The 20139-nt window shown below is 60.1% G+C and carries 17 protein-coding genes and 4 tRNA genes; 14 read left to right on the top strand and 7 right to left on the bottom strand.

Features of this window, described 5'->3' with window-relative positions:
- Positions 1–9: 9 nt before the first annotated feature.
- Positions 10–3480: a PAS domain-containing hybrid sensor histidine kinase/response regulator gene (locus HU743_RS22630; protein WP_186651335.1), complete on the bottom strand. Its 3471-nt coding sequence runs from the start codon at positions 3478–3480 to the stop codon at positions 10–12.
- Between the two features lie 224 nt (positions 3481–3704).
- Complete coding sequence (locus HU743_RS22625) at positions 3705–4247, bottom strand: TetR/AcrR family transcriptional regulator (protein ID WP_186651333.1); 543 nt, start codon at positions 4245–4247, stop codon at positions 3705–3707.
- 103 nt (positions 4248–4350) lie between these two features.
- Here HU743_RS22625 and HU743_RS22620 point away from each other — a divergent pair, with 103 nt between their 5' ends.
- The 4 genes from HU743_RS22620 (at position 4351) to HU743_RS22605 (ending at position 9124) form a co-directional block, all read left to right on the top strand.
- The gene (locus tag HU743_RS22620) at positions 4351–5538 is read left to right on the top strand and encodes an MFS transporter (RefSeq protein WP_186623770.1); all 1188 of its coding nucleotides are present in this window, start codon (positions 4351–4353) and stop codon (positions 5536–5538) included.
- A gap of 49 nt (positions 5539–5587) precedes the next feature.
- Positions 5588–5899 (top strand): cupin domain-containing protein, encoded by a 312-nt coding sequence (locus HU743_RS22615; protein ID WP_186551007.1) that lies wholly within the window; start codon positions 5588–5590, stop codon positions 5897–5899.
- 105 nt (positions 5900–6004) lie between these two features.
- Positions 6005–7156, top strand: a complete 1152-nt coding sequence (locus HU743_RS22610; protein WP_186651331.1) for a TDT family transporter — start codon at positions 6005–6007, stop codon at positions 7154–7156.
- Between the two features lie 96 nt (positions 7157–7252).
- On the top strand, positions 7253–9124 hold the full coding sequence (locus tag HU743_RS22605) for an MFS transporter (RefSeq protein WP_186651329.1): 1872 nt from the start codon (positions 7253–7255) through the stop codon (positions 9122–9124).
- A 103-nt stretch (positions 9125–9227) separates the two neighbouring features.
- Here the strand turns inward: HU743_RS22605 and sugE are convergent, their stop codons facing one another.
- The 3 genes from sugE to rdgC form a co-directional block, all read right to left on the bottom strand.
- Positions 9228–9542: a quaternary ammonium compound efflux SMR transporter SugE gene (gene sugE, locus HU743_RS22600; protein ID WP_003223093.1), complete on the bottom strand. Its 315-nt coding sequence runs from the start codon at positions 9540–9542 to the stop codon at positions 9228–9230.
- 120 nt (positions 9543–9662) lie between these two features.
- Positions 9663–10628, bottom strand: coding sequence for a bile acid:sodium symporter family protein (locus HU743_RS22595; protein ID WP_186651327.1), 966 nt, complete (start codon positions 10626–10628; stop codon positions 9663–9665).
- A gap of 148 nt (positions 10629–10776) precedes the next feature.
- Positions 10777–11697, bottom strand: a complete 921-nt coding sequence (gene rdgC, locus HU743_RS22590) for a recombination-associated protein RdgC (RefSeq protein WP_186551003.1) — start codon at positions 11695–11697, stop codon at positions 10777–10779.
- Positions 11698–11856: 159 nt separating this feature from the next.
- Between rdgC and HU743_RS22585 the strand changes: the two genes are divergently transcribed.
- The 4 genes from HU743_RS22585 to HU743_RS22570 all read left to right on the top strand — a co-directional run bounded on the left by HU743_RS22585 (position 11857) and on the right by HU743_RS22570 (position 12391).
- Positions 11857–11932: transfer RNA gene (locus tag HU743_RS22585), tRNA-Val, on the top strand.
- 19 nt (positions 11933–11951) lie between these two features.
- Positions 11952–12028, top strand: a tRNA-Asp gene (locus tag HU743_RS22580).
- 191 nt (positions 12029–12219) lie between these two features.
- Positions 12220–12295 (top strand) — tRNA-Val (locus tag HU743_RS22575).
- A gap of 19 nt (positions 12296–12314) precedes the next feature.
- Positions 12315–12391 (top strand) — tRNA-Asp (locus HU743_RS22570).
- Positions 12392–12559: 168 nt separating this feature from the next.
- On the opposite strand, the gene HU743_RS22565 is transcribed toward HU743_RS22570, so the two are convergent.
- Entirely contained in the window at positions 12560–13738 is a 1179-nt protein-coding gene (locus HU743_RS22565) for a catalase family protein (RefSeq protein WP_186651325.1), read from the bottom strand.
- On the bottom strand, positions 13735–15543 hold the full coding sequence (locus HU743_RS22560; RefSeq protein ID WP_186651323.1) for a di-heme-cytochrome C peroxidase: 1809 nt from the start codon (positions 15541–15543) through the stop codon (positions 13735–13737). Before HU743_RS22560 ends, HU743_RS22565 begins: the two co-directional genes overlap by 4 nt.
- Positions 15544–15812: 269 nt before the next feature.
- Here HU743_RS22560 and HU743_RS22555 point away from each other — a divergent pair, with 269 nt between their 5' ends.
- The 6 genes from HU743_RS22555 to HU743_RS22530 all read left to right on the top strand — a co-directional run.
- The gene (locus tag HU743_RS22555; protein WP_186551000.1) at positions 15813–16529 is read left to right on the top strand and encodes an FKBP-type peptidyl-prolyl cis-trans isomerase; all 717 of its coding nucleotides are present in this window, start codon (positions 15813–15815) and stop codon (positions 16527–16529) included.
- A gap of 292 nt (positions 16530–16821) precedes the next feature.
- On the top strand, positions 16822–17277 hold the full coding sequence (locus tag HU743_RS22550; protein WP_186550999.1) for a YkvA family protein: 456 nt from the start codon (positions 16822–16824) through the stop codon (positions 17275–17277).
- 112 nt (positions 17278–17389) lie between these two features.
- Positions 17390–17731: a helix-turn-helix transcriptional regulator gene (locus HU743_RS22545; protein ID WP_186550998.1), complete on the top strand. Its 342-nt coding sequence runs from the start codon at positions 17390–17392 to the stop codon at positions 17729–17731.
- Positions 17728–18099 (top strand): hypothetical protein, encoded by a 372-nt coding sequence (locus tag HU743_RS22540; RefSeq protein WP_003223109.1) that lies wholly within the window; start codon positions 17728–17730, stop codon positions 18097–18099. The genes HU743_RS22545 and HU743_RS22540 overlap by 4 nt, the downstream gene beginning before the upstream one ends.
- The gene (locus tag HU743_RS22535) at positions 18100–18507 is read left to right on the top strand and encodes an SEL1-like repeat protein (RefSeq protein ID WP_186651321.1); all 408 of its coding nucleotides are present in this window, start codon (positions 18100–18102) and stop codon (positions 18505–18507) included.
- Between the two features lie 238 nt (positions 18508–18745).
- A partial coding sequence (locus HU743_RS22530) for a DUF6531 domain-containing protein (RefSeq protein ID WP_238351781.1) occupies positions 18746–20139 on the top strand: 1394 nt, incomplete at its 3' end.

Raw genomic sequence — 20139 nt, 5'->3', positions numbered from 1 at the left:
CTTTTGCTTTTAAAGTGGCAAATACCGACTGAGCAATGCCCGCAACGCCGCCGGCTTCACCGGTTTCGCCAGATAATCCAGTCCCGCCGCATGCACCTGCGCCACCGTCTCCGGGCGTCCATCGGCGCTGATCACTACGCCCGGCACCGGCTCGCCCAAGGTAGTGCGCAGCCAGGCCATCAGCTCGGTGCCGGTGTCGCCGTGGTCCAGGTGGTAGTCGACCAGCGCCAGTTGTGGCCGCATCCCCTCATTCAACAGCGCCGCACATTCTTCACGGTTGCGCGCGGTCCAGACCTGGCAGCCCCAGCGGCTCAACAGGCTGTGCATGCCGATCAGAATGCTGTCTTCATTGTCGACGCACAGCACCTGCGCGCCGCTCAATAACGTGCCATTCAACTCCACCACCGCGCTGGCGGCTGGCGTTTGGGTACGAGCCAGCGGCACCGTCACACTGAATACGCTGCCGCGTCCCGGCCACGAGCGCACGCGCAAGGTATGACCGAGCACGCGGCACAGGCCATCGGCGATCGCCAGGCCTAATCCGAGGCCTTTTTCCGCGCGGGTCTGATGGCTGTCGAGGCGTTTGAATTCCTCGAAAATCACCTGCTGCTTGTCTTCTGGAATACCCGGCCCGCGATCCCACACCTCAAGGCTTAACGCTGAACCGTTTCGACGTACACCGAGCAAAACCGGGCCTTTGGCATAGCGGAAAGCGTTGGTGAGGAAGTTCTGCAAAATCCGCCGCAGCAGTTTGATGTCGCTGTCGACGCGCAAGTGCGTGCCACGCACGCGGAATGTCAGGCGTTGTTCTTGCGCCAGTGCCTTGAACTCGGCGCCGAGAATGTCGAACAACTCGTTTACGGCAAACGGTTTGCGATCAGGATTGATCTTGCCGTTCTCCAGGCGCGAGATGTCCAGCAGATCGCTGATCAGGTCCTCGGCTGAACGCAGTGAGCTGTCGAGGTGCTGCACCAGTTTCTGCGCCTCGCTGCTCAGGCCTTCAGCCTGATGGGAAAGGGCGGCCGAGAACAGGCGCGCAGCGTTCAATGGCTGCATCAGATCGTGGCTGACGGCGGCAAGGAAGCGGGTCTTCGACTGGTTGGCGGATTCGGCCGTGCCTTTGGCTTCGGTCAGCGCGACGTTGAGCTGCGACAGTTCCTGGGTGCGTTCGCTGACCCGCTGTTCCAGCCCTTCGTTGGCCTCGGTCAGCGCCTGTTCGGCTTCGCGGAACGCGGTAATGTCGGTGAAACTCATGACGAAGCCGCCGCCGGGCATCGGGTTGCCGATCAGCTCGATCACCCGGCCATTGGGGAACAGGCGCTCGGAGGTGTGCGCCCGGCCCTGGCGCATCCAGTGCAGACGCCGCGCGACGTGGACCTCGGCTTCGCCGGGGCCGCATAAACCGCGCTCGGCGTTGTAGCGAATGATGTCAGCAATCGGTCGCCCGACGCTGATCAAGCCATCGGGGTAATTGAACAATTCCAGATAACGGCGGTTCCAGGCCACCAGCTTCAGCGATTGATCGACCACGCTGATGCCCTGAGTGATGTTCTCGATGGCGCCTTGCAGCAGCGCGCGGTTGAACTGCAACACTTCCGAGGCTTCGTCGGCGATGCGCACGACGTCCTCCAGTTGCATTTCCCGGCCTTCGATGGCGGCTTTTACGACAGCGCGTGTCGAAGAGGCGCCAAGCACACCGGCGAGCAGACGTTCGGTATGGGCAATCCATTCATCGTCAGCGTTCTGGTTCGGGTTGAAGCCTTTGCCCTGGCGGTAGGCGAAACGGATGAAGCTCTGTCGCGCCCGTTCTTCACCCACGAAGCGTGCCGCCAGTTGCAGCAAGTCATCGATCTGCACGGCCAGCATCGAGCGGGCGCTGGGACGGGCGCTGATTTCCTGACCGATAAAACGCCCGGCCTGCCAGTGCTCCGAAACCCGCGTGCGCGACAGCACCGAGACCCAGGCAAACAGCGTGAAGTTGCCCGCCAGCGACAGCACCACGCCTTGGGTCAGCGGCGTGATCGGCAGGTTCAGCGGGTTGCTGTGCAGCCACGCCAGCCCCGGAAAACTGTTAAGCGACCAGCCGAGGCTGTGCGCGGCGATCGGCAGAATCAGCGTGTAGAACCACAGGAACGTCCCCGCCGCGAGACCGGCAAACACGCCCCGGCGATTGGCCTGTTTCCAGTACAGCGCGCCGAGCATGGCCGGTGCCAGTTGGGTCACGGCGGCAAAGGCAATCTGGCCGATGGTTGCCAGGCTCGCGGTCGATCCCAGCAAGCGGTAACTGACGTAGGCCAGCAGCAAAATGACCACAATGCTCACGCGGCGCACCGACAGCATCCACTGACGGAACACCTCGAACGGCCGCTCGGCGTTGTTGCGGCGCAGCAACCACGGCAACAGCATGTCGTTGGAGACCATGGTCGACAGTGCCACGCTGGCGACGATCACCATGCCGGTCGCCGCCGAAGCCCCGCCGATGAAGGCGAGCATCGCCAGCGCCGGATGCGCCTGCGCCAGCGGCAGGCTGATCACGAACGAATCGGGCAGCACATCATCGGGCAGCATCATCTGACCGGCGAGGGCGATCGGTACGACAAACAACGCCGCCAGGGCGAGGTAAGCCGGAAACACCCATTTGGCCAGGCGCAGATCCTGTGGGTCGATGTTCTCGACCACCGTGACATGGAACTGCCGCGGCAGACAGATGATCGCCATCATCGCCACGCCGGTCTGCACCACCATCGACGGCCAGTTGATGGTTTCTTTCCAGTACTCCTCCAGGCGCGGTGCGAGCATGGCCTGATTGAACAGGTCATCGAAACCGTCATAGAGGCCATACGTCACGAAAGCGCCGACGGCGAGAAAAGCGAACAGCTTGACCAGCGACTCGAAGGCAATCGCCAGCACCATGCCGCGGTGGTGCTCGGTGGCGTCGAGGTTGCGGGTGCCGAAGACGATCGTGAACAGCGCCAGCACCAGCGACACGATCAGCGCGGTGTCCTGGGCGCGGGTGCCCATGGCGTCGGCTCCGGCGCCAATCAACAGATTTACACCCAGGACGATGCCTTTGAGTTGCAGGGCAATGTAGGGCAGGACGCCGACCAGACAGATCAGCGCGACGACCACCGCCAGCGATTGCGATTTGCCGTAGCGCGCGGCAATGAAGTCGGCGATGGAGGTGATGTTCTCTTGTTTGCTGATCATCACCATTTTTTGCAGCACCCATGGCGCACCCACCAGCAGCAGGATCGGCCCGAGGTAGATCGGCAGGAACGACCACAACTGCTCAGCCGCCTGGCCCACCGCGCCGAAAAACGTCCAGCTGGTGCAGTAGACCGCCAGCGACAGGCTATATACCCACGCGCGCACGCGCGGCGGCAACGGCGTGCTGCGGCGGTCGCCGTAGAAGGCGATGGCGAACATGATGGCCATATAGGCCAGGGCGACGACGGCGATCAGCCCGGTGGACAACGACATGCAGCACTCCCGACAAAAGACTCCCCCGGCACTCCTGCCCGGGCGGACAGTCTCGCATGAGCGCGGCGGTTAGTCAGTGTCGACCAAGGTCGTGGCGTGGCGGGGTGTCGCAGGGAGTAAAGGCGGGTGGTTTTTGCGGTGGCCGGTCGGGCCTCTTCGCGAGCAGGCTCACTCCTACAAGGGGGACGCATTTCAAGGTAGGAGTGAGCCTGCTCGCGATAGCGTCAGTCCAGACGCAGCGCAATATCGATCAGCCGATGCAACTCATCCACCTCCAGCGCCGCCGCCGAAAACAGAATCCGGAACACCACCGGCGCAACCACCAGATTGATCAACCGATCGACACTCGGCGCGGCCTCGTGCGGGTGGCGATCAAGGATGGTCTGCAACTGCGCGCCAATAATCGCCACGCAGTACCCCGGCGTAGCGCTCGCCTGCACATCGCGCATCATGTTGCGCCCAGGCTCGGAACTCATTTCGTCGAGGTATTGCTCGGCCCAGGCGCGAATATCGCTGCGCAAACTGCCGGTTTCTGCAGGCTCGCTGTCGGGGCGCATGCGCGCCAGGGCGACGTCAGCCAGCAACGCTGCCAGGTCACCCCAGCGTCGATAAATCGTCGACGGTGTGACGCCAGCACGCGCAGCGATTTGCGGGACGGTCACCGTCGAGCGCTCCTGTTCCTGCAGCAGCGCGCGGACTGCCGAATGAATCGCACCTTGCACCCGGGCACTGCGGCCACCGGGGCGTAAACCTTCTTTAATAGCCATGGGGCAGACCTTAACACAAAGAATTTGCTTTAAGCGCGGGGCGGTAGCACACTCCGCAAAAGCAAAAGATTAGCTTTTGCGGAGTGTACCCATGACCAGCCCCTTGAATAATGTCGCTTCCCACCGTGCCAGTCTGTGGTTTCTGGCGATTACCTTACTGAGTTTTCTCGCCGCTTCCACCGCGCCGACGCCGTTGTACCACCTGTATCAGGATCAACTGCATTTTTCGCCAGCGGTGCTGACACTGATTTTCGCGGTCTACGCTTTCAGTCTGCTGGCTGCATTGCTGACCGTCGGCTCGCTGTCTGATCACCTGGGGCGCAGGCCGGTGATTTTCACCGCGGTGTTGCTCAATGGGTTGGCCATGTTGTTGTTCATCTATGCCGACAGCGTGGCCTGGTTGATCGGCGCCCGCGTGCTGCAAGGTTTTGCCACCGGCATGGCGACTGCGGTGCTGAGCGCGACGCTGCTCGACACCGATCGCCAGCATGGGCCGTTGATCAACAGTGTCGCGCCGCTACTGGGAATGGCAATCGGCGGCATGGGCTGTGGTTTGCTGGCGGAGTACGCGCCGGCGCCGCTGCAATTGACCTATTGGCTGCTGCTCATACTGTTTGCGGTGCAGGGCGCCTATGTCTGGCGCTTGCCGGAGCACGTTACCCGGCAGGGCGGGGCATGGGCATCGTTGCGGCCAACCTTGCATGTGCCGGTGCAGGCACGTTCGACCTTGTGGCGAATCCTGCCGCTTAACACCGCAACCTGGGCGCTCGGTGGTTTTTACGCATCGCTGGCACCTTCACTGGTGCGCACCGCCACGGGGTCCACCTCCAATCTGATCGGCGGTGCGACTGTCGCGGCATTGACCGTGACCGGGGCGTTGATGATCTTCACGATGCGCAATCGTCCGGCGACTCAAGCGTTGCGTCTGGGGACACTGCTGCTGCCGCTCGGTCTGGGGTTGATTCTGTTCGGCGTGCACAGCGCCAGCCTGTCGCTGTTTTTTCTCGGCACACTGGTCGCCGGTTGCGGTTTCGGCTCGGGCTTTCTTGGCGCGGTGCGCAGCCTGGTGCCGCTGGCCTTGCCCCATGAGCGAGCCGGGATGATGTCAGCTTATTACGTACTGAGTTATCTGGCGTTCTGTTTGCCAGCCTTGCTCGCCGGGCACCTGACCCGCAGCTATGGCTTGCTGGCAACCACTGATGGCTATGGGGCGGTACTGATTGTTTTGGCGCTCGGGGCAGCGGTGCTCAGTTTGCGCGCACCTGCTGTCAAGGTGTGCAGCGCTCCTTAAGCGCAGCCGTTTGGGTTAGCCTTGGCTGACTTCTTTCCGGGATCGGCACATGAAGATTATCCGCAGCAAAACCTTTACCGCCGAACGCGCCTGGGGCGCGCTGGACATTGCCAGCATGAACGGCATCACCACGCGCTTGCACTGGACGGATCAGCCCTACAAATGGCACGTCAACGACGGCGAGGAAGTCTTCGTGGTGCTCGATGGCCAAGTGCAAATGCGCTATCGCGAAGAGGGTGAAGAAAAGCACGTGCTGCTGGAGGTAGGCGACATTTTCTACGCCTCGGTGGGCACCGAGCATGTCGCCCATCCTCAGGGCGCGGCGCGGATTCTGGTCATTGAAAGCGCAGGCAGCGTCTGAGTTCTTATTGGTAAAACAGATAACAGTTAGAGATATTACCCGTTATATAGATATTCGATTCGGTTCTACCATGGACTCAACCTCACACGAGGAGAGGAGTCCACGATGAGTTATCCCAGCAACACCAAACCCGGTCTCAAGCCGTTCAGCCAGCTTCAGCACCCGCTCGAGGTAATCCGCCAATTCACCCCCAACTGGTTCGCCGCGACCATGGGCACCGGTGTGTTGGCATTGGCGCTGGCGCAACTGCCCCTGACGATTGCCGGCCTGCACGGCATCGCGGAAGGCCTGTGGTTGTTCAACATTCTGCTGTTTACCCTGTTTACCGCAGCCTACGCGGCCCGCTGGATCTTGTTCTTCGACGAAGCGCGGCGGATTTTCGGTCATTCCACTGTGTCGATGTTCTTCGGCACCATTCCCATGGGGCTGGCGACCATCATCAACGGCTTTCTGTTGTTCGGCCTGCCACGTTGGGGCGAGGCGGTGATCGATCTGGCCGAGGTGTTGTGGTGGCTGGATGTGGCGATGTCGCTGGCGTGCGGCGTGTTGATTCCGTACATGATGTTTACCCGCCAGGAGCACAGCATCGACCAGATGACTGCGGTCTGGCTGTTGCCTGTGGTCGCGGCGGAAGTGGCGGCCGCCAGCGGTGGCTTGCTGGCGCCGCATCTGAGCGATGCCCATGCGCAACTGGTGGTGCTGACCACCAGTTACGTGCTTTGGGCTTTTTCCCTGCCGGTGGCGTTCAGCATTCTGACGATCCTGTTGCTGCGCATGGCCCTGCACAAACTGCCCCATGAAAATATGGCCGCTTCGAGCTGGCTGGCGCTGGGTCCGATCGGCACCGGTGCGCTGGGCATGTTGCTGCTGGGTGGTGAGGCGCCGGCGATTTTCGCCGCCAATGGCTTGCCGGGCGTCGGTGAAACCGCGGCGGGGCTGGGGCTGGTGGCGGGCATCACGCTGTGGGGCTTCGGGCTTTGGTGGATGCTGATGGCGCTGCTGATCACCGTGCGTTATCTGCGTGACGGTATCCCCTTCAACCTTGGCTGGTGGGGCTTCACCTTCCCGTTGGGCGTGTATTCGCTGGCGACGCTGAAACTGGCGAGTCTGCTCAACCTGATGTTTTTCAGTGTGTTCGGCACGGCGCTGGTGGCGTTGCTGGCGGTGATGTGGTTGATCGTCGGCAAGCGCACTGTGCAAGGCGCATGGCGTGGCGAGCTGTTCGTCTCGCCGTGCATCGCAGGTTTGAAGAAATAATCTGAAAAGTTTAGGTAAGGTGTGGCCTGGACCGCGGTTCGAGATTCCAATGACAAGCACCCAGGCCTCTCTACCTAACATCAGGAAACACGGAAGATGAGTCACCCCTCACAGTTCACCCTGCTGCGCACCCGGCGCTTTTTGCCTTTCTTTATTACCCAGTCCCTCGGCGCGTTTAACGACAACGTATTTAAACAGTCGTTGATCCTCGCCATTCTTTATCGGCTGACCATCGAGGGCGACCGTTCGATCTGGGTCAACCTCTGCGCGCTGCTGTTTATTCTGCCGTTTTTCCTGTTTTCCGCGTTGGCCGGTCAGTTCGGTGAAAAATTCGCCAAGGACGCGCTGATCCGCCTGATCAAACTCGCGGAAATCGCCATCATGATCGTAGGATCGATCGGCTTTCTCTTCGATCATCTTTGGCTGATGCTGGTGGCGCTGTTTGCCATGGGCACGCACTCGGCGCTGTTCGGTCCGGTGAAGTATTCGATCCTGCCGCAGGCCTTGCGTGACGACGAACTGGTCGGCGGTAACGGTCTGGTAGAAATGGGCACCTTTCTGGCGATTCTTGCCGGGACTATTGGCGCCGGGGTCATGATGTCGTCGGAGCACTACGCGCCGGTGGTGTCTGCTGCCATCGTCGGCATCGCCGTGTTGGGCTATCTTGCCAGTCGCAGCATTCCACGCGCGGCGGCATCCTCACCGAACATGCGCCTGAACTGGAATATCTTCAGTCAGTCCTGGGCCACCCTGAAGCTCGGCTTGGGCCAGACCCCGGCGGTGTCGCGCTCGATTGTCGGCAACTCGTGGTTCTGGTTTGTCGGGGCGATCTACCTGACGCAGATTCCGGCGTATGCCAAGGAATGGATGCACGGTGATGAAACCGTAGTCACCCTGATTCTTACGGTTTTCTCGGTCGGTATCGCCCTCGGTTCGATGCTGTGTGAAAAGCTCTCGGGGCGTAAGGTCGAGATCGGTCTGGTGCCGTTCGGTTCGTTCGGTCTGACCGTGTTTGGCCTATTGCTGTGGTGGCATTCCGGCGGGATTCCCGACAGCGTCACCGGGCATAGCTGGATCCAGGTGCTGGGCTTCGTGCACACCTGGGCGGTGTTGATCGACATCCTCGGCCTGGGCATTTTCGGCGGCTTCTATATTGTGCCGCTGTACGCACTGATCCAGTCGCGCACGGCGGAGAACGAGCGCGCGCGGGTGATCGCCGCCAATAACATTCTCAACGCGCTGTTTATGGTGGTGTCGGCGATTGTTTCGATCGTTTTGTTGAGCCTCGCCAAGCTGTCTATCCCGCAACTGTTCCTCGTGGTCTCGCTGCTCAACATCGGCGTCAACGCCTACATCTTCAAGATTGTTCCCGAATTCAGCATGCGCTTCATGATCTGGCTGCTCAGCCATTCGATGTACCGTGTCGAGCATCGCAATCTCCAAGCGATCCCTGACGAGGGCGCGGCGCTACTGGTGTGCAACCACGTGTCGTTCGTCGATGCCTTGCTGATTGGCGGTGCCGTACGTCGGCCGATTCGCTTTGTGATGTACTACAAGATCTACAACCTGCCGGTGCTGAACTTTATCTTTCGCACGGCGGGGACCATTCCCATCGCCGGTCGCAACGAAGATATTCAGATCTACGAAAAGGCCTTCACCCGCATTGCCCAGTATCTGAAGGACGGCGAACTGGTGTGCATCTTCCCGGAAGGCAAGTTGACCGCCGATGGCGAAATCAACGAGTTCCGCAGCGGTGTGACGCGGATTCTCGAAGAGACGCCGGTGCCGGTGATTCCGCTGGCGTTGCAAGGACTGTGGGGGAGTTTCTTCAGTCGCGATCCGAACAAGGGCTTGTTCCATCGCTTGTGGTCGCGGGTGACGTTGGTGGCGGGGCCGGCGATTACCGAAGGGACCGAGCCGGCGAAGTTGCAGGTCTTGGTGGGGGAGTTGCGCGGATCCGTCAGATAGTTGTTGACTGGACGGCCCTCATCGCTGGCAAGCCAGCTCCCACAGGTTCGATGGTGTACACCAATCTTGTGGGAGCTGGCTTGCCAGCGATGGGGCCGGTGGCTTAGGCGCTGACCTTAAGCCCGATCAACCCAGTAATGATCAACGCCACACTGGCCAGCCGAATCAACGCCATCGATTCGCCAAACAGAATGATCCCGGCAATCACCGTGCCCACGGCACCGACCCCTGTCCAGATCGCATAAGCCGTGCCCAACGGTAATTCCTTCATCGCCAGACCGAGCAGGCCAAGGCTGATGGCCATGGCAGCAACGGTCAGAACGGTAGGCAGCGGGCGGGTGAAGCCGTCGGTGTATTTCAAGCCGACGGCCCAGCCGACTTCGAACAGGCCGGCGAAAAACAGAATGATCCAGGACATGGCAAACCTCCATCGATTGACGGGGTCGTCCCCAGATTAAATGACTCGATCGAGCCGCGGGGTCGTCCCCGCGTTGCGCGATAGTTTGACCAGCCTTAACCCGGGGATCAAGTTTTGCGCTCAGTCCGTCGCTTGACGCGACAGCTCCTCGCGGTCTTGTTTTTCGCTCATGCGCCGGAAGTACGTCGACAGCAGCGCCCCGGAAATATTGTGCCAAACGCTGAACAAGGCACTCGGCACCGCCGCCAGTGGCGAGAAATGTGCGCTGGCCAGCGCGGCGCCCAGTCCCGAATTCTGCATGCCGACCTCCAGCGCCAGCGACTTGCGCTGCGCCAATGGCAAGCCGAACAGGCGCCCGGTGAAGTAACCCAGCAGATAGCCGAAGCTGTTGTGCAGCATCACCACCGCCATGATTAACAGGCCGGATTCGGCGATTTTCACCTGACTCGCCGCAACGACGGCAGTCACGATAATCACGATGCTGACCACCGACACCAGCGGCAATACGTCCACCGCATGGCGGACCTTGTCACCCAGCAAACGCTGCGCGGCCACGCCGAGGACGATCGGCAGCAACACCACTTGCAGGATCGACCAGAACAGCTCCATGAACGACACCGGCAGCCAGGCCGAGGCCAGCAGCCAGATCAGCGCCGGGGTCAGCAATGGCGCGAGCAGGGTGGTGACGGCGGCGATAGCCACCGACAGCGCCAGATCGCCGCGCGCCAGCCAGGTCATCACGTTCGACGAAGTGCCGCTCGGGCAGCAGCCGACCAGAATCACCCCGACGGCGATTTCCGGCGGCAGGTGAAAGACCTGGCAAAGCAACCACGCCACACCGGGCATGATCACGAAATGCGCGACCACGCCCAGCGCCACACGCCATGGATGGCGGGCGACTGCGGCGAAGTCGTCAAGTTTGAGGGTCAGGCCCATGCCGAACATGACCAGACCCAGCAGCGGCACGATCGCGCTTTTAAGGCCGATAAACCACGCCGGCTGCAGGAACGCGATGACCGCGAATATCAGAACCCAGTAAGCGAAGGTGTTGCCGACAAAACGGCTGAGTGCAGCCAGTGCGCGCATGGCTTGATCCTTGTTATCAAAAGAACACCATAAAACAAATGTAGGAGTGAGCCTGCTCGCGATAGCGGTCTATCAGTCAACATATTCGTCGAATGTCAGTCCCTCATCGCGAGCAGGCTCACTCCTACAGTTTGGACCTCGCAAGGCTTTAGATCCCCTGCGGCATCTCTTCCCCACCCAACGCTTCAACCAGCGCTGGCAGGAAGTCGCCAAACGTCAGCATCATCAGGGTGAAGCTGGCATCCAGCTGACCCAGTGCCTCATCGCCGCCATCCTGTTCTGCCTGATCCTGCAACAGATCTTCGAACTTCAGGCGTTTGACGGTCATCTTGTCGTCGAGCATGAACGACAGTTTGTCCTGCCAGGCCAGCGACAGTTGAGTCACCACTTTGCCGGTGCTCAAATGCAGCTGGATTTCATCGCTGGTGAGGTCCTGGCGCTTGCAACGGACGATGCCGCCATCTTCGTGGGTGTCGCGCAGCTCGCACTCGTCCAGCACATAGAAATCGTCGGCGGCTTTCTGCGTGGTGACCCACTCGGTCATGACCGCGGTCGGCGCCATTTTTACCGTCAGCGGGCGGACGGGCAGGGTGCCGATGACTTCGCGCAGGGTCGAGAGCAGGTCTTCGGCGCGTTTCGGGCTGGCCGAGTTCACGAGGATCAGGCCCTGTTTCGGCGCGATTGCAGCGAACGTCGACGAGCGACGGATGAACGCGCGCGGCAGGAACGCCTGGATGATTTCATCCTTGATCTGATCGCGCTCCTTCTTATAGACCTTGCGCATCTGTTCGGCTTCGATCTCTTCGACCTTTTCCTTGACCGCGTCACGTACGACGCTGCCCGGCAGAATGCGTTCTTCCTTGCGTGCGCTGATCAGCAGGAAATCACCGCTGACGTGCACCAGCGGTGCATCTTCGCCCTTGCCGAACGGCGCGACGAAACCGTAAGTGGTCAACTCCTGGCTTGCACATGGACGCGCCAGTTTGGTGGCCAGTGCAGTTTCCAGCGCCTCGGCATCGACAGGCAGGTCTTGGGTCAGGCGATAGATAAGCAGGTTCTTGAACCACATGGGGTGAGTCTCTCCTTTATACAAAGGGGGGCATTATTGTCTTCGCCGGGGCATAGGCCAACCCTTCTCTAAGCCTTTGGAAGGCCTCGGAAAATTATTTAAAAAAGTGCTTGCCAGAGGTGGGGACGCTCCGTAGAATGCGCGCCACACCGAAGCGAAGGGTGATTAGCTCAGCTGGGAGAGCGTCTGCCTTACAAGCAGAATGTCGGCGGTTCGATCCCGTCATCACCCACCATTCGTTTCAAGTGTTACGCGCAGCGGTAGTTCAGTCGGTTAGAATACCGGCCTGTCACGCCGGGGGTCGCGGGTTCGAGTCCCGTCCGCTGCGCCATATTCGGTAATCTGGAACACTGAACGCCAGGTCACCACGGAAAAACCCGCCAAGGCGGGTTTTTTTCTGCCTCAAGGTTGTACTCGCGGGACGTGTCGTTTCACTTGTTTTCGGATTTAATTTGAAAAAAATTCAATTAAATCAACACATTACGAAAACTTGTGGCATAATGCGCCCCGTAACGAAGCGAAGGGTGATTAGCTCAGCTGGGAGAGCGTCTGCCTTACAAGCAGAATGTCGGCGGTTCGATCCCGTCATCACCCACCATTCGTTTCAAGCGTTTCGCGCAGCGGTAGTTCAGTCGGTTAGAATACCGGCCTGTCACGCCGGGGGTCGCGGGTTCGAGTCCCGTCCGCTGCGCCATATTCGGTACCTGGAACTGAACGCCAGATCACCACAGAAAGCCCGCCTTGTGCGGGCTTTTTGCTGTCCGGGGTTCATGAAAATCATGTAGGAGCTGCGGAACGCTGCGATCTTTTGATCTTGTTTGAAATATTCGAAAGATCGCAGCCTCGTTGCACTCGACAGCTCCTACAGGGGCTGTGAAGCGCCATTTTGGCTGTGCCGGTAATCGCTGACCGCCTCATACACCGCCTTGCGCAGGCGATTGATCCCGCCAATCGGCCGATGCGCCTCGATCCCGAACCACGGATTGAACGACAGGTTGTCGCACGCCAGATTCAGCGCTGGCGTATCGAAGTCCTGCGCTGGCAGGGTAATCCGCGCGACTGTCTCGAACGGCGAATCCGCTTCGCGCCATTCAATACTGGTGTCTTCAATCGGCATGTACTGGTGCGCATCCTGGCGCTGAATCTGCAAGACGAAACACGCCGGCACCCGATCCGCCGACAGTTGTTGCTTCAGCGCGCCGCGCAAGAAGTTCGGCAAGTCGTGATTCTGCCGGGGCAGCGTGTAAGCGGGGCAACTGCCGGGATCCGGCATCACGCGGAATTTGGCATTGGCCTCACCGAATTTGTAGGGCGATACCGAAAAGTACGTGGTCGCGGTCGGGCTGTCAGGCGGCGGTGACAGGGTGGCCAGGGCAATGAACAAATGACGGACCTGCCAGGTGCGTGGGTCCCATCCCGGAAAAAACGCCATGACTTTTTTGCCATCCGCCTGCGCCGCCACGTTCTGACGGTATTCGGCGACATCGCTGACAAAGAAGTTCGGATGGCTGAACATCACGAAGTCTTGCTCGTGCTGTTGCTGGCGGTTGTCGAGCAATTGCCTGCCCGGTACGTCCAGCAGCTTGATCGCCATGCCACGGGCGTCGCGCAGGCTGTCGAATTGCGGATAGGCATTGCCGTTGGACAGACGAATCAGCGCCTGCCAGGTCTTGCCAGGTTCGCTGAATACACCCTGACGCAGCGGCTGCGCCAGCTCCGGCAATACCTGCACTTGCGCCTTCACGCAGCCATGCGCCTTGGCGTGTGCGTCACGCAGATAGCGCGTGCCTTCGCGGTGTTGGTCGACAATTCGCACGGCGGTCTGAATCACGTCCTGAGTCATCGCCGCTTCACCGGCCGGAACCTGCTCCTGCGCCGACACCGGACCGCGATGTTGCCAGGTCCACCAGGCCGTGGCGCTGCCCCAGCCAAGCAGGCCGATGACCAGCACGATCAACACGACCCTGCCGAGCAAGCGTCCCAGCCCTAACCAGAGGCGGGCCATTAGCGGCAGTTGTGTTTTGAAGGTCGGCATGGTCATGGCAACTGCGCCTCCAGGGGGCCACCCAGCACTTTCAGGTATTCGAGCAGCGCCCAGCGCTCCTCGGGTTGCAACAGTCTGCCGATGACACCGTTGCCGCGCTCGCCGGCACGAAATTCGTGGCCGCTGTTGTGGTTGCCGCTAATCCGCGTGTCGAACAAAAAGCCATTGGCGAAGGCTTCGGTGCGATAGCCCAAGTGACGTGGATCGTATTCGAAGGTGCCTTTATAGAACGTGCTTGCGCGTTCATCCTGAGGCGAGAGCAACTGATAGAGGCTCGGCACCGAACCGTTGTGCAGAAACGGTGCAGTGGCCCAGACACCGGCCAGCGGTCGCGCCTTGTAGGCGACTTTTTCACGCACGCCGATTGGCAGACCGAAACCGTCCAGGCGAGGTTTTTCCGCAGGCGTCACACCTGCCTCGCGATAGGCGCGGTTTTCCACGAAGGCGGTGACATAAGCCAGCCCCTTGGCGACCGACAACTGGCTCAGGTCGAGCGGTTCCTTGGGCGTCGGATGAAGTTTCACATCCATGCCCTCAAGCTCTTTCAAGTCCCATTGCAGGGCGGTCAGGTCAAAGCGATGGCTGGCAATGTTATTGGCCGCGTTCGGGTCGGTGCCGATGGCGGCTAAGGGCACCATTGGCAACTGCAGCACTCGGCGTTCGCCTTCCTGCGTCTGCGGCGGTACGTGACAAGCGGCGCAGTTTTCGGCAAACAGTGCGCGGCCTTTCGCCGCCAGCGGTTTGTCGATGGCGCCGAACAGCTCTTGAGGCCAGGAGGGCGGCTTTAATTGCTGCAGGGTTTCTTCGATCTTGTGCAGATCGCGCACCCGCACGCTGGAGGCATAGCGCTCATCGCCGCGCAGTGGCTGGCCGTCGGCATCGAAGAAATTCAGGGTTGCGCCGACGCCCAGTGCTTCGCCGATGTTACGGGCCATGGGCTGCTGCGCGGAGCCGTTCCACTGCACCCAGTCGAACGTCCACATGTCCCATAGCTGCGGGTAATCCACCGGGGCGTTGGCCACGCGATAGTTGGCCGGAGAAATGGCATCACCGAACGTGGCGTTGGCGATTCGCCCGAACGCATCTGTGCGGCCGGGGCCCTCTTCGGTGGGATAGAGGCCACGATGGGTATCGTTCAATGCGACTTTGAGAAAAGTATCCAGCGAGGTTTTGAAGTCCCGACGCAGTTGCTCATGGCGCGCGTCGTATTCAGCGCCGAGGACGTGACGGGCGAAGCGTTCGAATTTCCAGGGGTTGTAGTAAGTCGCTGTCAGGCTTGCGACCAGAGCTTGTCCGAAACTGCCACCACGTAGCGTCGGAACACTGGAAGGCAGCACATGCTGCGCCGTGCCGCCATCAATTCGCACAGCCTGGCCTTTAAAACGCAATTCGCCGGTGTGGCAGGCCGCACAAGTGATGTCCAGATAGTGCTCGGAACTGCCGGGATTTTGATGGCGCGCAAAGCCAACGGGCAGGTTGCCAGGATTATTCGGCGTGGCTTTTTGTTGTGGGTCGACCAGAAAACCGAAGCGGGCGAGGTACTCGGGAGCGGCAAAACGCTGCTCGGAGAATGGCAACTCCAGTGCCTGAAACCATTCGTAACGCAGGCCCTTGACCTGTGTGCCCTGGGGCGTGAAATAGTAGGTTTGCCGTTCTTGCTCGCTCCACTGATCCAGGTAATGCACCTGTTCGACGGGGGAGTAGAAGGGCAGTTTCGGGTTGGCGACGTAGTACAACACTACCGCGAGGACGAGTCCCAGCAGCACCACGATCAGGGTCAGCACACGGAATAAGAGGCGCAAGATAAACATCCTTGTCAAATTGTTGCGTTGTTATGCCTGAGCAGGCCCTTCTGGGCAAGTGGCCATTACGTTAAACATTCTCCGAAGATCGTGCGGCCATTGCCGGGCCCGGATGACAGAAGCTTCATCATGCTGCGCGGCCAATGCGTTTTAATCCCTGAACTTATCGGAAGTTTCCTGCTCTCATGCCGGTAGCCATTGGTCGTGGCGGCCTGATAAGCTCGCGGCTTTACTCGATTGCCCATTCGGCGCATGAACAAGGAAATAGCATGAAACAGCATCGGTTGGCGGCGGCGGTAGCCCTGGTTAGCCTGGTCCTCGCAGGTTGTGATTCGCAGACCAGCGTAGAGCTGAAAACCCCGGCGCAAAAAGCTTCCTACGGCATCGGCCTGAACATGGGCAAAAGCCTTGCTCAGGAAGGCATGGATGATCTGGACTCCAAAGCGGTAGCCCAGGGCATCGAAGATGCCGTCGGCAAGAAAGAACAGAAGCTGAAAGATGAAGAACTGGTCGAAGCCTTCGCCGCGCTGCAAAAGCGTGCTGAAGAGCGCATGGCCAAGATGAGCGAAGAGTCGGCAGCCGCCGGCAAGAAATTCCTCGAAGAAAACGGCAAGAAGCCTGGCATCACTACCACCGCTTCCGGCCTGCAATACGAAGTGGTCAAGAAGGCCGACGGCGCACAGCCCAAGCCGACCGACGTAGTGACCGTTCACTACACCGGCAAGCTGACCAACGGCACCGTATTCGACAGCTCCGTCGAGCGTGGCAGCCCGATCGATCTGCCGGTCAGCGGTGTGATCCCGGGTTGGGTTGAAGGTCTGCAACTGATGCACGTTGGCGAGAAGTACAAACTGTACATCCCTAGCGATCTGGCTTACGGCGCTCAGTCGCCAAGCCCGGCGATCCCGGCTAACTCGGTTCTGGTTTTCGACCTGGAACTGCTGGCCATCAAGGATCCAGCCAAAGAAGACGCCGCTGCCAAGTAACTCGCAACGGCTTTAAAACAACGCCTCGCTTATGCGGGGCGTTGTTGCATCTGGCCGTCGGCAAGGGTAAACAGAGCGAACTGACGCCGATCAACACAGTCATAGCTTTGAGGCTGCCCGCGCTAGACGCCCTGAGCCGCCAAGTCAATGAAATATTGGGGTTTTTTATGTGAGTAAAAAACGCCCGATCTGAGCGCAGCCCTTATGAAACGGGGCTCTCAGCGCTGAAATGCAGCTCTGTTCACAAGGTTATCCACAATTTGTGTGGATAACATTTCAACGGGAAGAATAGATGAAAGCTCCGTGGAATTTCGCTCGATTCCTGCCCTTGGCCGGTCGCCTGCTGGCCCGTGGACGTCTGCCAACGCTTTTGTTTGCCGTGGCCAGTAAAGGTGCTGCGCAAGGTAACCGTCTGGGCAAGCTCAAGGATGATCTGCGCTTGCTGCAGGCGCTGTGCCTGGCTTACTGGCGCGGCGAATACCGCGCGATCAGTACCAAATCGCTGATCTCTGTCGTCGCGGGCCTGATGTACTTTCTCAGCCCGGTCGATGCGATCCCGGACTTCATTCCAATGTTCGGCATGCTCGATGACATCGCCGTCCTTGCCTGGCTGATGAAAACCCTCGATAACGAACTCAACGCCTTCCGCCTCTGGCGCAACCGGCAGAATCCGGAAAAGCTGGCAGTGGTAGAACGCCTGCCCGATTCTCCTGAGCAATTGCAGTTGCAGGGGCCGAAAAAGCCCTGACTGACGAATACTGCCTACAGATAGATACCCCCCGCGACCTTGGCCGCTGTTAGGATTACACTTCTAGGGAAAAGTGCCGACTCGCTAAGTGTTGTTGTCCTACGGGGTAGTCATGGATATTCAGATAATTGCACGCGATGGCGAACCCGAATACGCGGTTCTGCCGTGGGCTCAATATCAGGCTTTACTGAAAGCAGCAGGGATCAACGAAGCACCGTCGCGACCGGCTCCAGCGCCACTCGCGACTTCACCAGACCCGATTCTTCCAGGTCTGGATCAACTACGCAGTTTGCGCGAAGGGAAGGGCATCGCCATCGAGGCGCTGGCCCGCACGGTAGGCATCAGCCCGTCTTATCTGGCCATGATCGAAAGTGGTGAGCGTCTACCCGACGCCGCGATTCGCCGCAGCCTGGCCTGGGAATTGACGGTGCCAGGTTGGAGGGACGAATCGTGAGCGTACGCATCAGTCGTCAACATTGGGACGGATTGTTGGGGGAGCTGGATCAGGCGCGCCGCCAGCGCCATCTACTGACGTATCGAGCGCTGCTGGAACGTTTGCAGTTGCCGACACCGGCGATGCAAACCCTGACGGCCGCGCTCGAGCATCTGGCCGCGCTGGACGCCAAAGCCGAGCAGCCGTTGCGCAGCTCGCTGGTCATCAGTCAGGGTGCCAGTCGCTTGCCGCGTACCGGTTTTTTTGAATGTGTCGAGCGTCTGGGGCGATTCTCCGGGCCGTCTGATGGCGTCGCCGCGGCGTCCTGGCATGCGTCGGAAGTGGTCCGGGTTTTCGAATACGAGTACCCGGAATCGGCGGAGGCCTGAGTGTTTTTACGCCTCAAGGCGCGGGTCGGTTACTGGCTGGCCCGCAGGCTGTTTCATTGGTCGTGGTTTGTCCGCCAGCCGCGCGGCTGGCATTGGCTTGAAGGCCAGTTTGCGCGCATGGCCAATCTCGGCGATGTCAGCGCGCAAAGCTTTTATGGGCATATCCTGACTTTTCGCGGCGTTGGCCTGGGCGCGCGTGAAGAAGGCGTACGTTTGCTGCGTCTGGCGGCGTTGGCCGGGGATGGCAAAGCGGCCTATCAAGTCGGTGTAATCAGCCTCGCCGGCACGCCGAGCCAAACGCCGGACCCTGCTGAAGCGGCGCGCTGGTGGAGCATGGCCGCCAAGGCCGGACATCCGTTGGCTGAGATGAAGCTACAGCAGATGAAGGCTGGAGATTCAACGCAGTAAATCCAATTATGTCTTTGCCGATAAACGCGGCGTGAGGTTTTCCTCACGCCGCGTTTGCGTTTTTGCCTGCCTGTTTCTGCTCGTGGTTCGATTGCAGATTAGTCCTACGTCCTTTGCCTACTCGCCTGACTTCTTTCCTGTTTGATCCCCAGCACAGTTCCCGCGACTAATTTTTGCGCGAGGGACCGCTCATGCTCCAGCCCGTTTTTCAGCTCACCTTGTCCGCCTGCGTGTGTTGATGGAAGTCATCGCTCGCATCGAGCAGGAACTCGACAGCTTTCCCGACACCCTCAACCTCTACCGCAAACAGCTTGATCACTGGTTCAGTCGAGCGGCGAACCAGATCAGCGACGCAGCGGACCTGCCGTCGCTGATGGGCATGGAGCGGATCATCCGTTTCGGCGATCGCAGCACGGCGGTCAGCAGCAGCGACGGCGAATTTTCCACCAGCGTCGTCCAGTGCCCGCAGGGCGGGCTGATGGAGATCGAGAGCAAATTCGAATCGGTCTACGACATCCCGCTGGGCAACATCACCGTCGATGTGGTTGACGTGGAAAGCGGCGAGACCGCCCCGATCACCCTTGATCAGCAGGGCAAGGGCCAGTTCAGAGGCGACGGGGGCAAGTTCTACCGCGTTCTGGTGCACAGCGCTGTCACCTCCAATCAGGTCGCGGAGCTGTTCAAGTCCTACGACGGCTTGACCGGCGAACTGGACGGCTGGCTGCGTAGCGAGTGGCAGGGTTTCAAGCCGCAGTGGTCGCAGTCGGTGGCGACAGCGGCGAGCAACGGCATGCTTGCGGGAAGCTGGGCAGCAATCGAAGGGGTATGGGACAGCCTCGGTTTGCTGTCGGAAATTCTCCAGGACCCCGGCAAGTTCGCCGGGCGTCTAGGCAGCGGCGCGGCTGACCTGATCAAGCTTGCGCAGACCGCGCCGGATCTCATGGAAAAGCTGCAGTTGCTGGTCAGTGACGAGGCGGCGATGTGCTTGCTGCTACGGTCGGCGAGCCTGTGGCTGGACATGCTGCCGCCCAGCGAGATTGCCGGCAAGTCCGCTGAAGTGGCGTCGATGATGATCGTGCAATTGATCATCGATGTGTTGATCAGCGTAGTTCTGACGTTTGTCGGGGCGGGGGCAGGGATCGCTTATCTGACGCTGCGTCTGGCTGACCGTGCAGCGCAGTTGTTCAGCGTGGCCAAGCGACTGGTCAAGGCGCTGTTCGGCATCGTCAGCACGTTTATTGAATACGTCGACCGCTACAAAGCCGTTGCCGCGCGGGGCATCGCCGCCGGGGTGAAAAAAGGCCGCATGCAATTGCGCTGGGATGCCAAGCGCAACACCACGCTGAAGAAAGACGAACCTCACGACGACTCTCCCGACCAAGCGAAAAACCCCAACGGCGATGCCGCCGATTGCTCCTTGCTGACCTGTACCAACGGCTGCCCGGTATCGATGGTCACTGGCGAGGAGCTGCTGACCCTCACCGACGCGGTACTGGATGGCGTGCTGCCGTTCGAGTTCACCCGTTTGTACCGCTCCAGCGCGGTGGAGATCGATATCGGCCTCGGGTTTGGCTGGAGCCATTCGCTGGCCCATCGCCTGGCTTTCGATGGCGACGGCGTCGTCTGGATCGA

The sequence above is a fragment of the Pseudomonas sp. SWRI99 genome (assembly GCF_014270125.1).
In the GTDB taxonomy this organism is placed as follows: domain Bacteria; phylum Pseudomonadota; class Gammaproteobacteria; order Pseudomonadales; family Pseudomonadaceae; genus Aquipseudomonas; species Aquipseudomonas hamedanensis.
The sequence above is the reverse complement of the archived record's forward strand: the minus strand, read 5'-3'. Positions and strand labels throughout refer to the sequence as shown.

Coding starts and splice junctions, on each gene's coding strand:
- HU743_RS22630 (WP_186651335.1), bottom strand. CDS start 3,480: ATGTCGTTGTCCACCGGGCTGATCGCCGTCGTCGCCCTGGCCTATATG.
- HU743_RS22625 (WP_186651333.1), bottom strand. CDS start 4,247: ATGGCTATTAAAGAAGGTTTACGCCCCGGTGGCCGCAGTGCCCGGGTG.
- HU743_RS22615 (WP_186551007.1), top strand. CDS start 5,588: ATGAAGATTATCCGCAGCAAAACCTTTACCGCCGAACGCGCCTGGGGC.
- HU743_RS22610 (WP_186651331.1), top strand. CDS start 6,005: ATGAGTTATCCCAGCAACACCAAACCCGGTCTCAAGCCGTTCAGCCAG.
- HU743_RS22605 (WP_186651329.1), top strand. CDS start 7,253: ATGAGTCACCCCTCACAGTTCACCCTGCTGCGCACCCGGCGCTTTTTG.
- sugE (WP_003223093.1), bottom strand. CDS start 9,542: ATGTCCTGGATCATTCTGTTTTTCGCCGGCCTGTTCGAAGTCGGCTGG.
- HU743_RS22595 (WP_186651327.1), bottom strand. CDS start 10,628: ATGCGCGCACTGGCTGCACTCAGCCGTTTTGTCGGCAACACCTTCGCT.
- rdgC (WP_186551003.1), bottom strand. CDS start 11,697: ATGTGGTTCAAGAACCTGCTTATCTATCGCCTGACCCAAGACCTGCCT.
- HU743_RS22565 (WP_186651325.1), bottom strand. CDS start 13,738: ATGACCATGCCGACCTTCAAAACACAACTGCCGCTAATGGCCCGCCTC.
- HU743_RS22555 (WP_186551000.1), top strand. CDS start 15,813: ATGAAACAGCATCGGTTGGCGGCGGCGGTAGCCCTGGTTAGCCTGGTC.
- HU743_RS22550 (WP_186550999.1), top strand. CDS start 16,822: ATGAAAGCTCCGTGGAATTTCGCTCGATTCCTGCCCTTGGCCGGTCGC.
- HU743_RS22545 (WP_186550998.1), top strand. CDS start 17,390: ATGGATATTCAGATAATTGCACGCGATGGCGAACCCGAATACGCGGTT.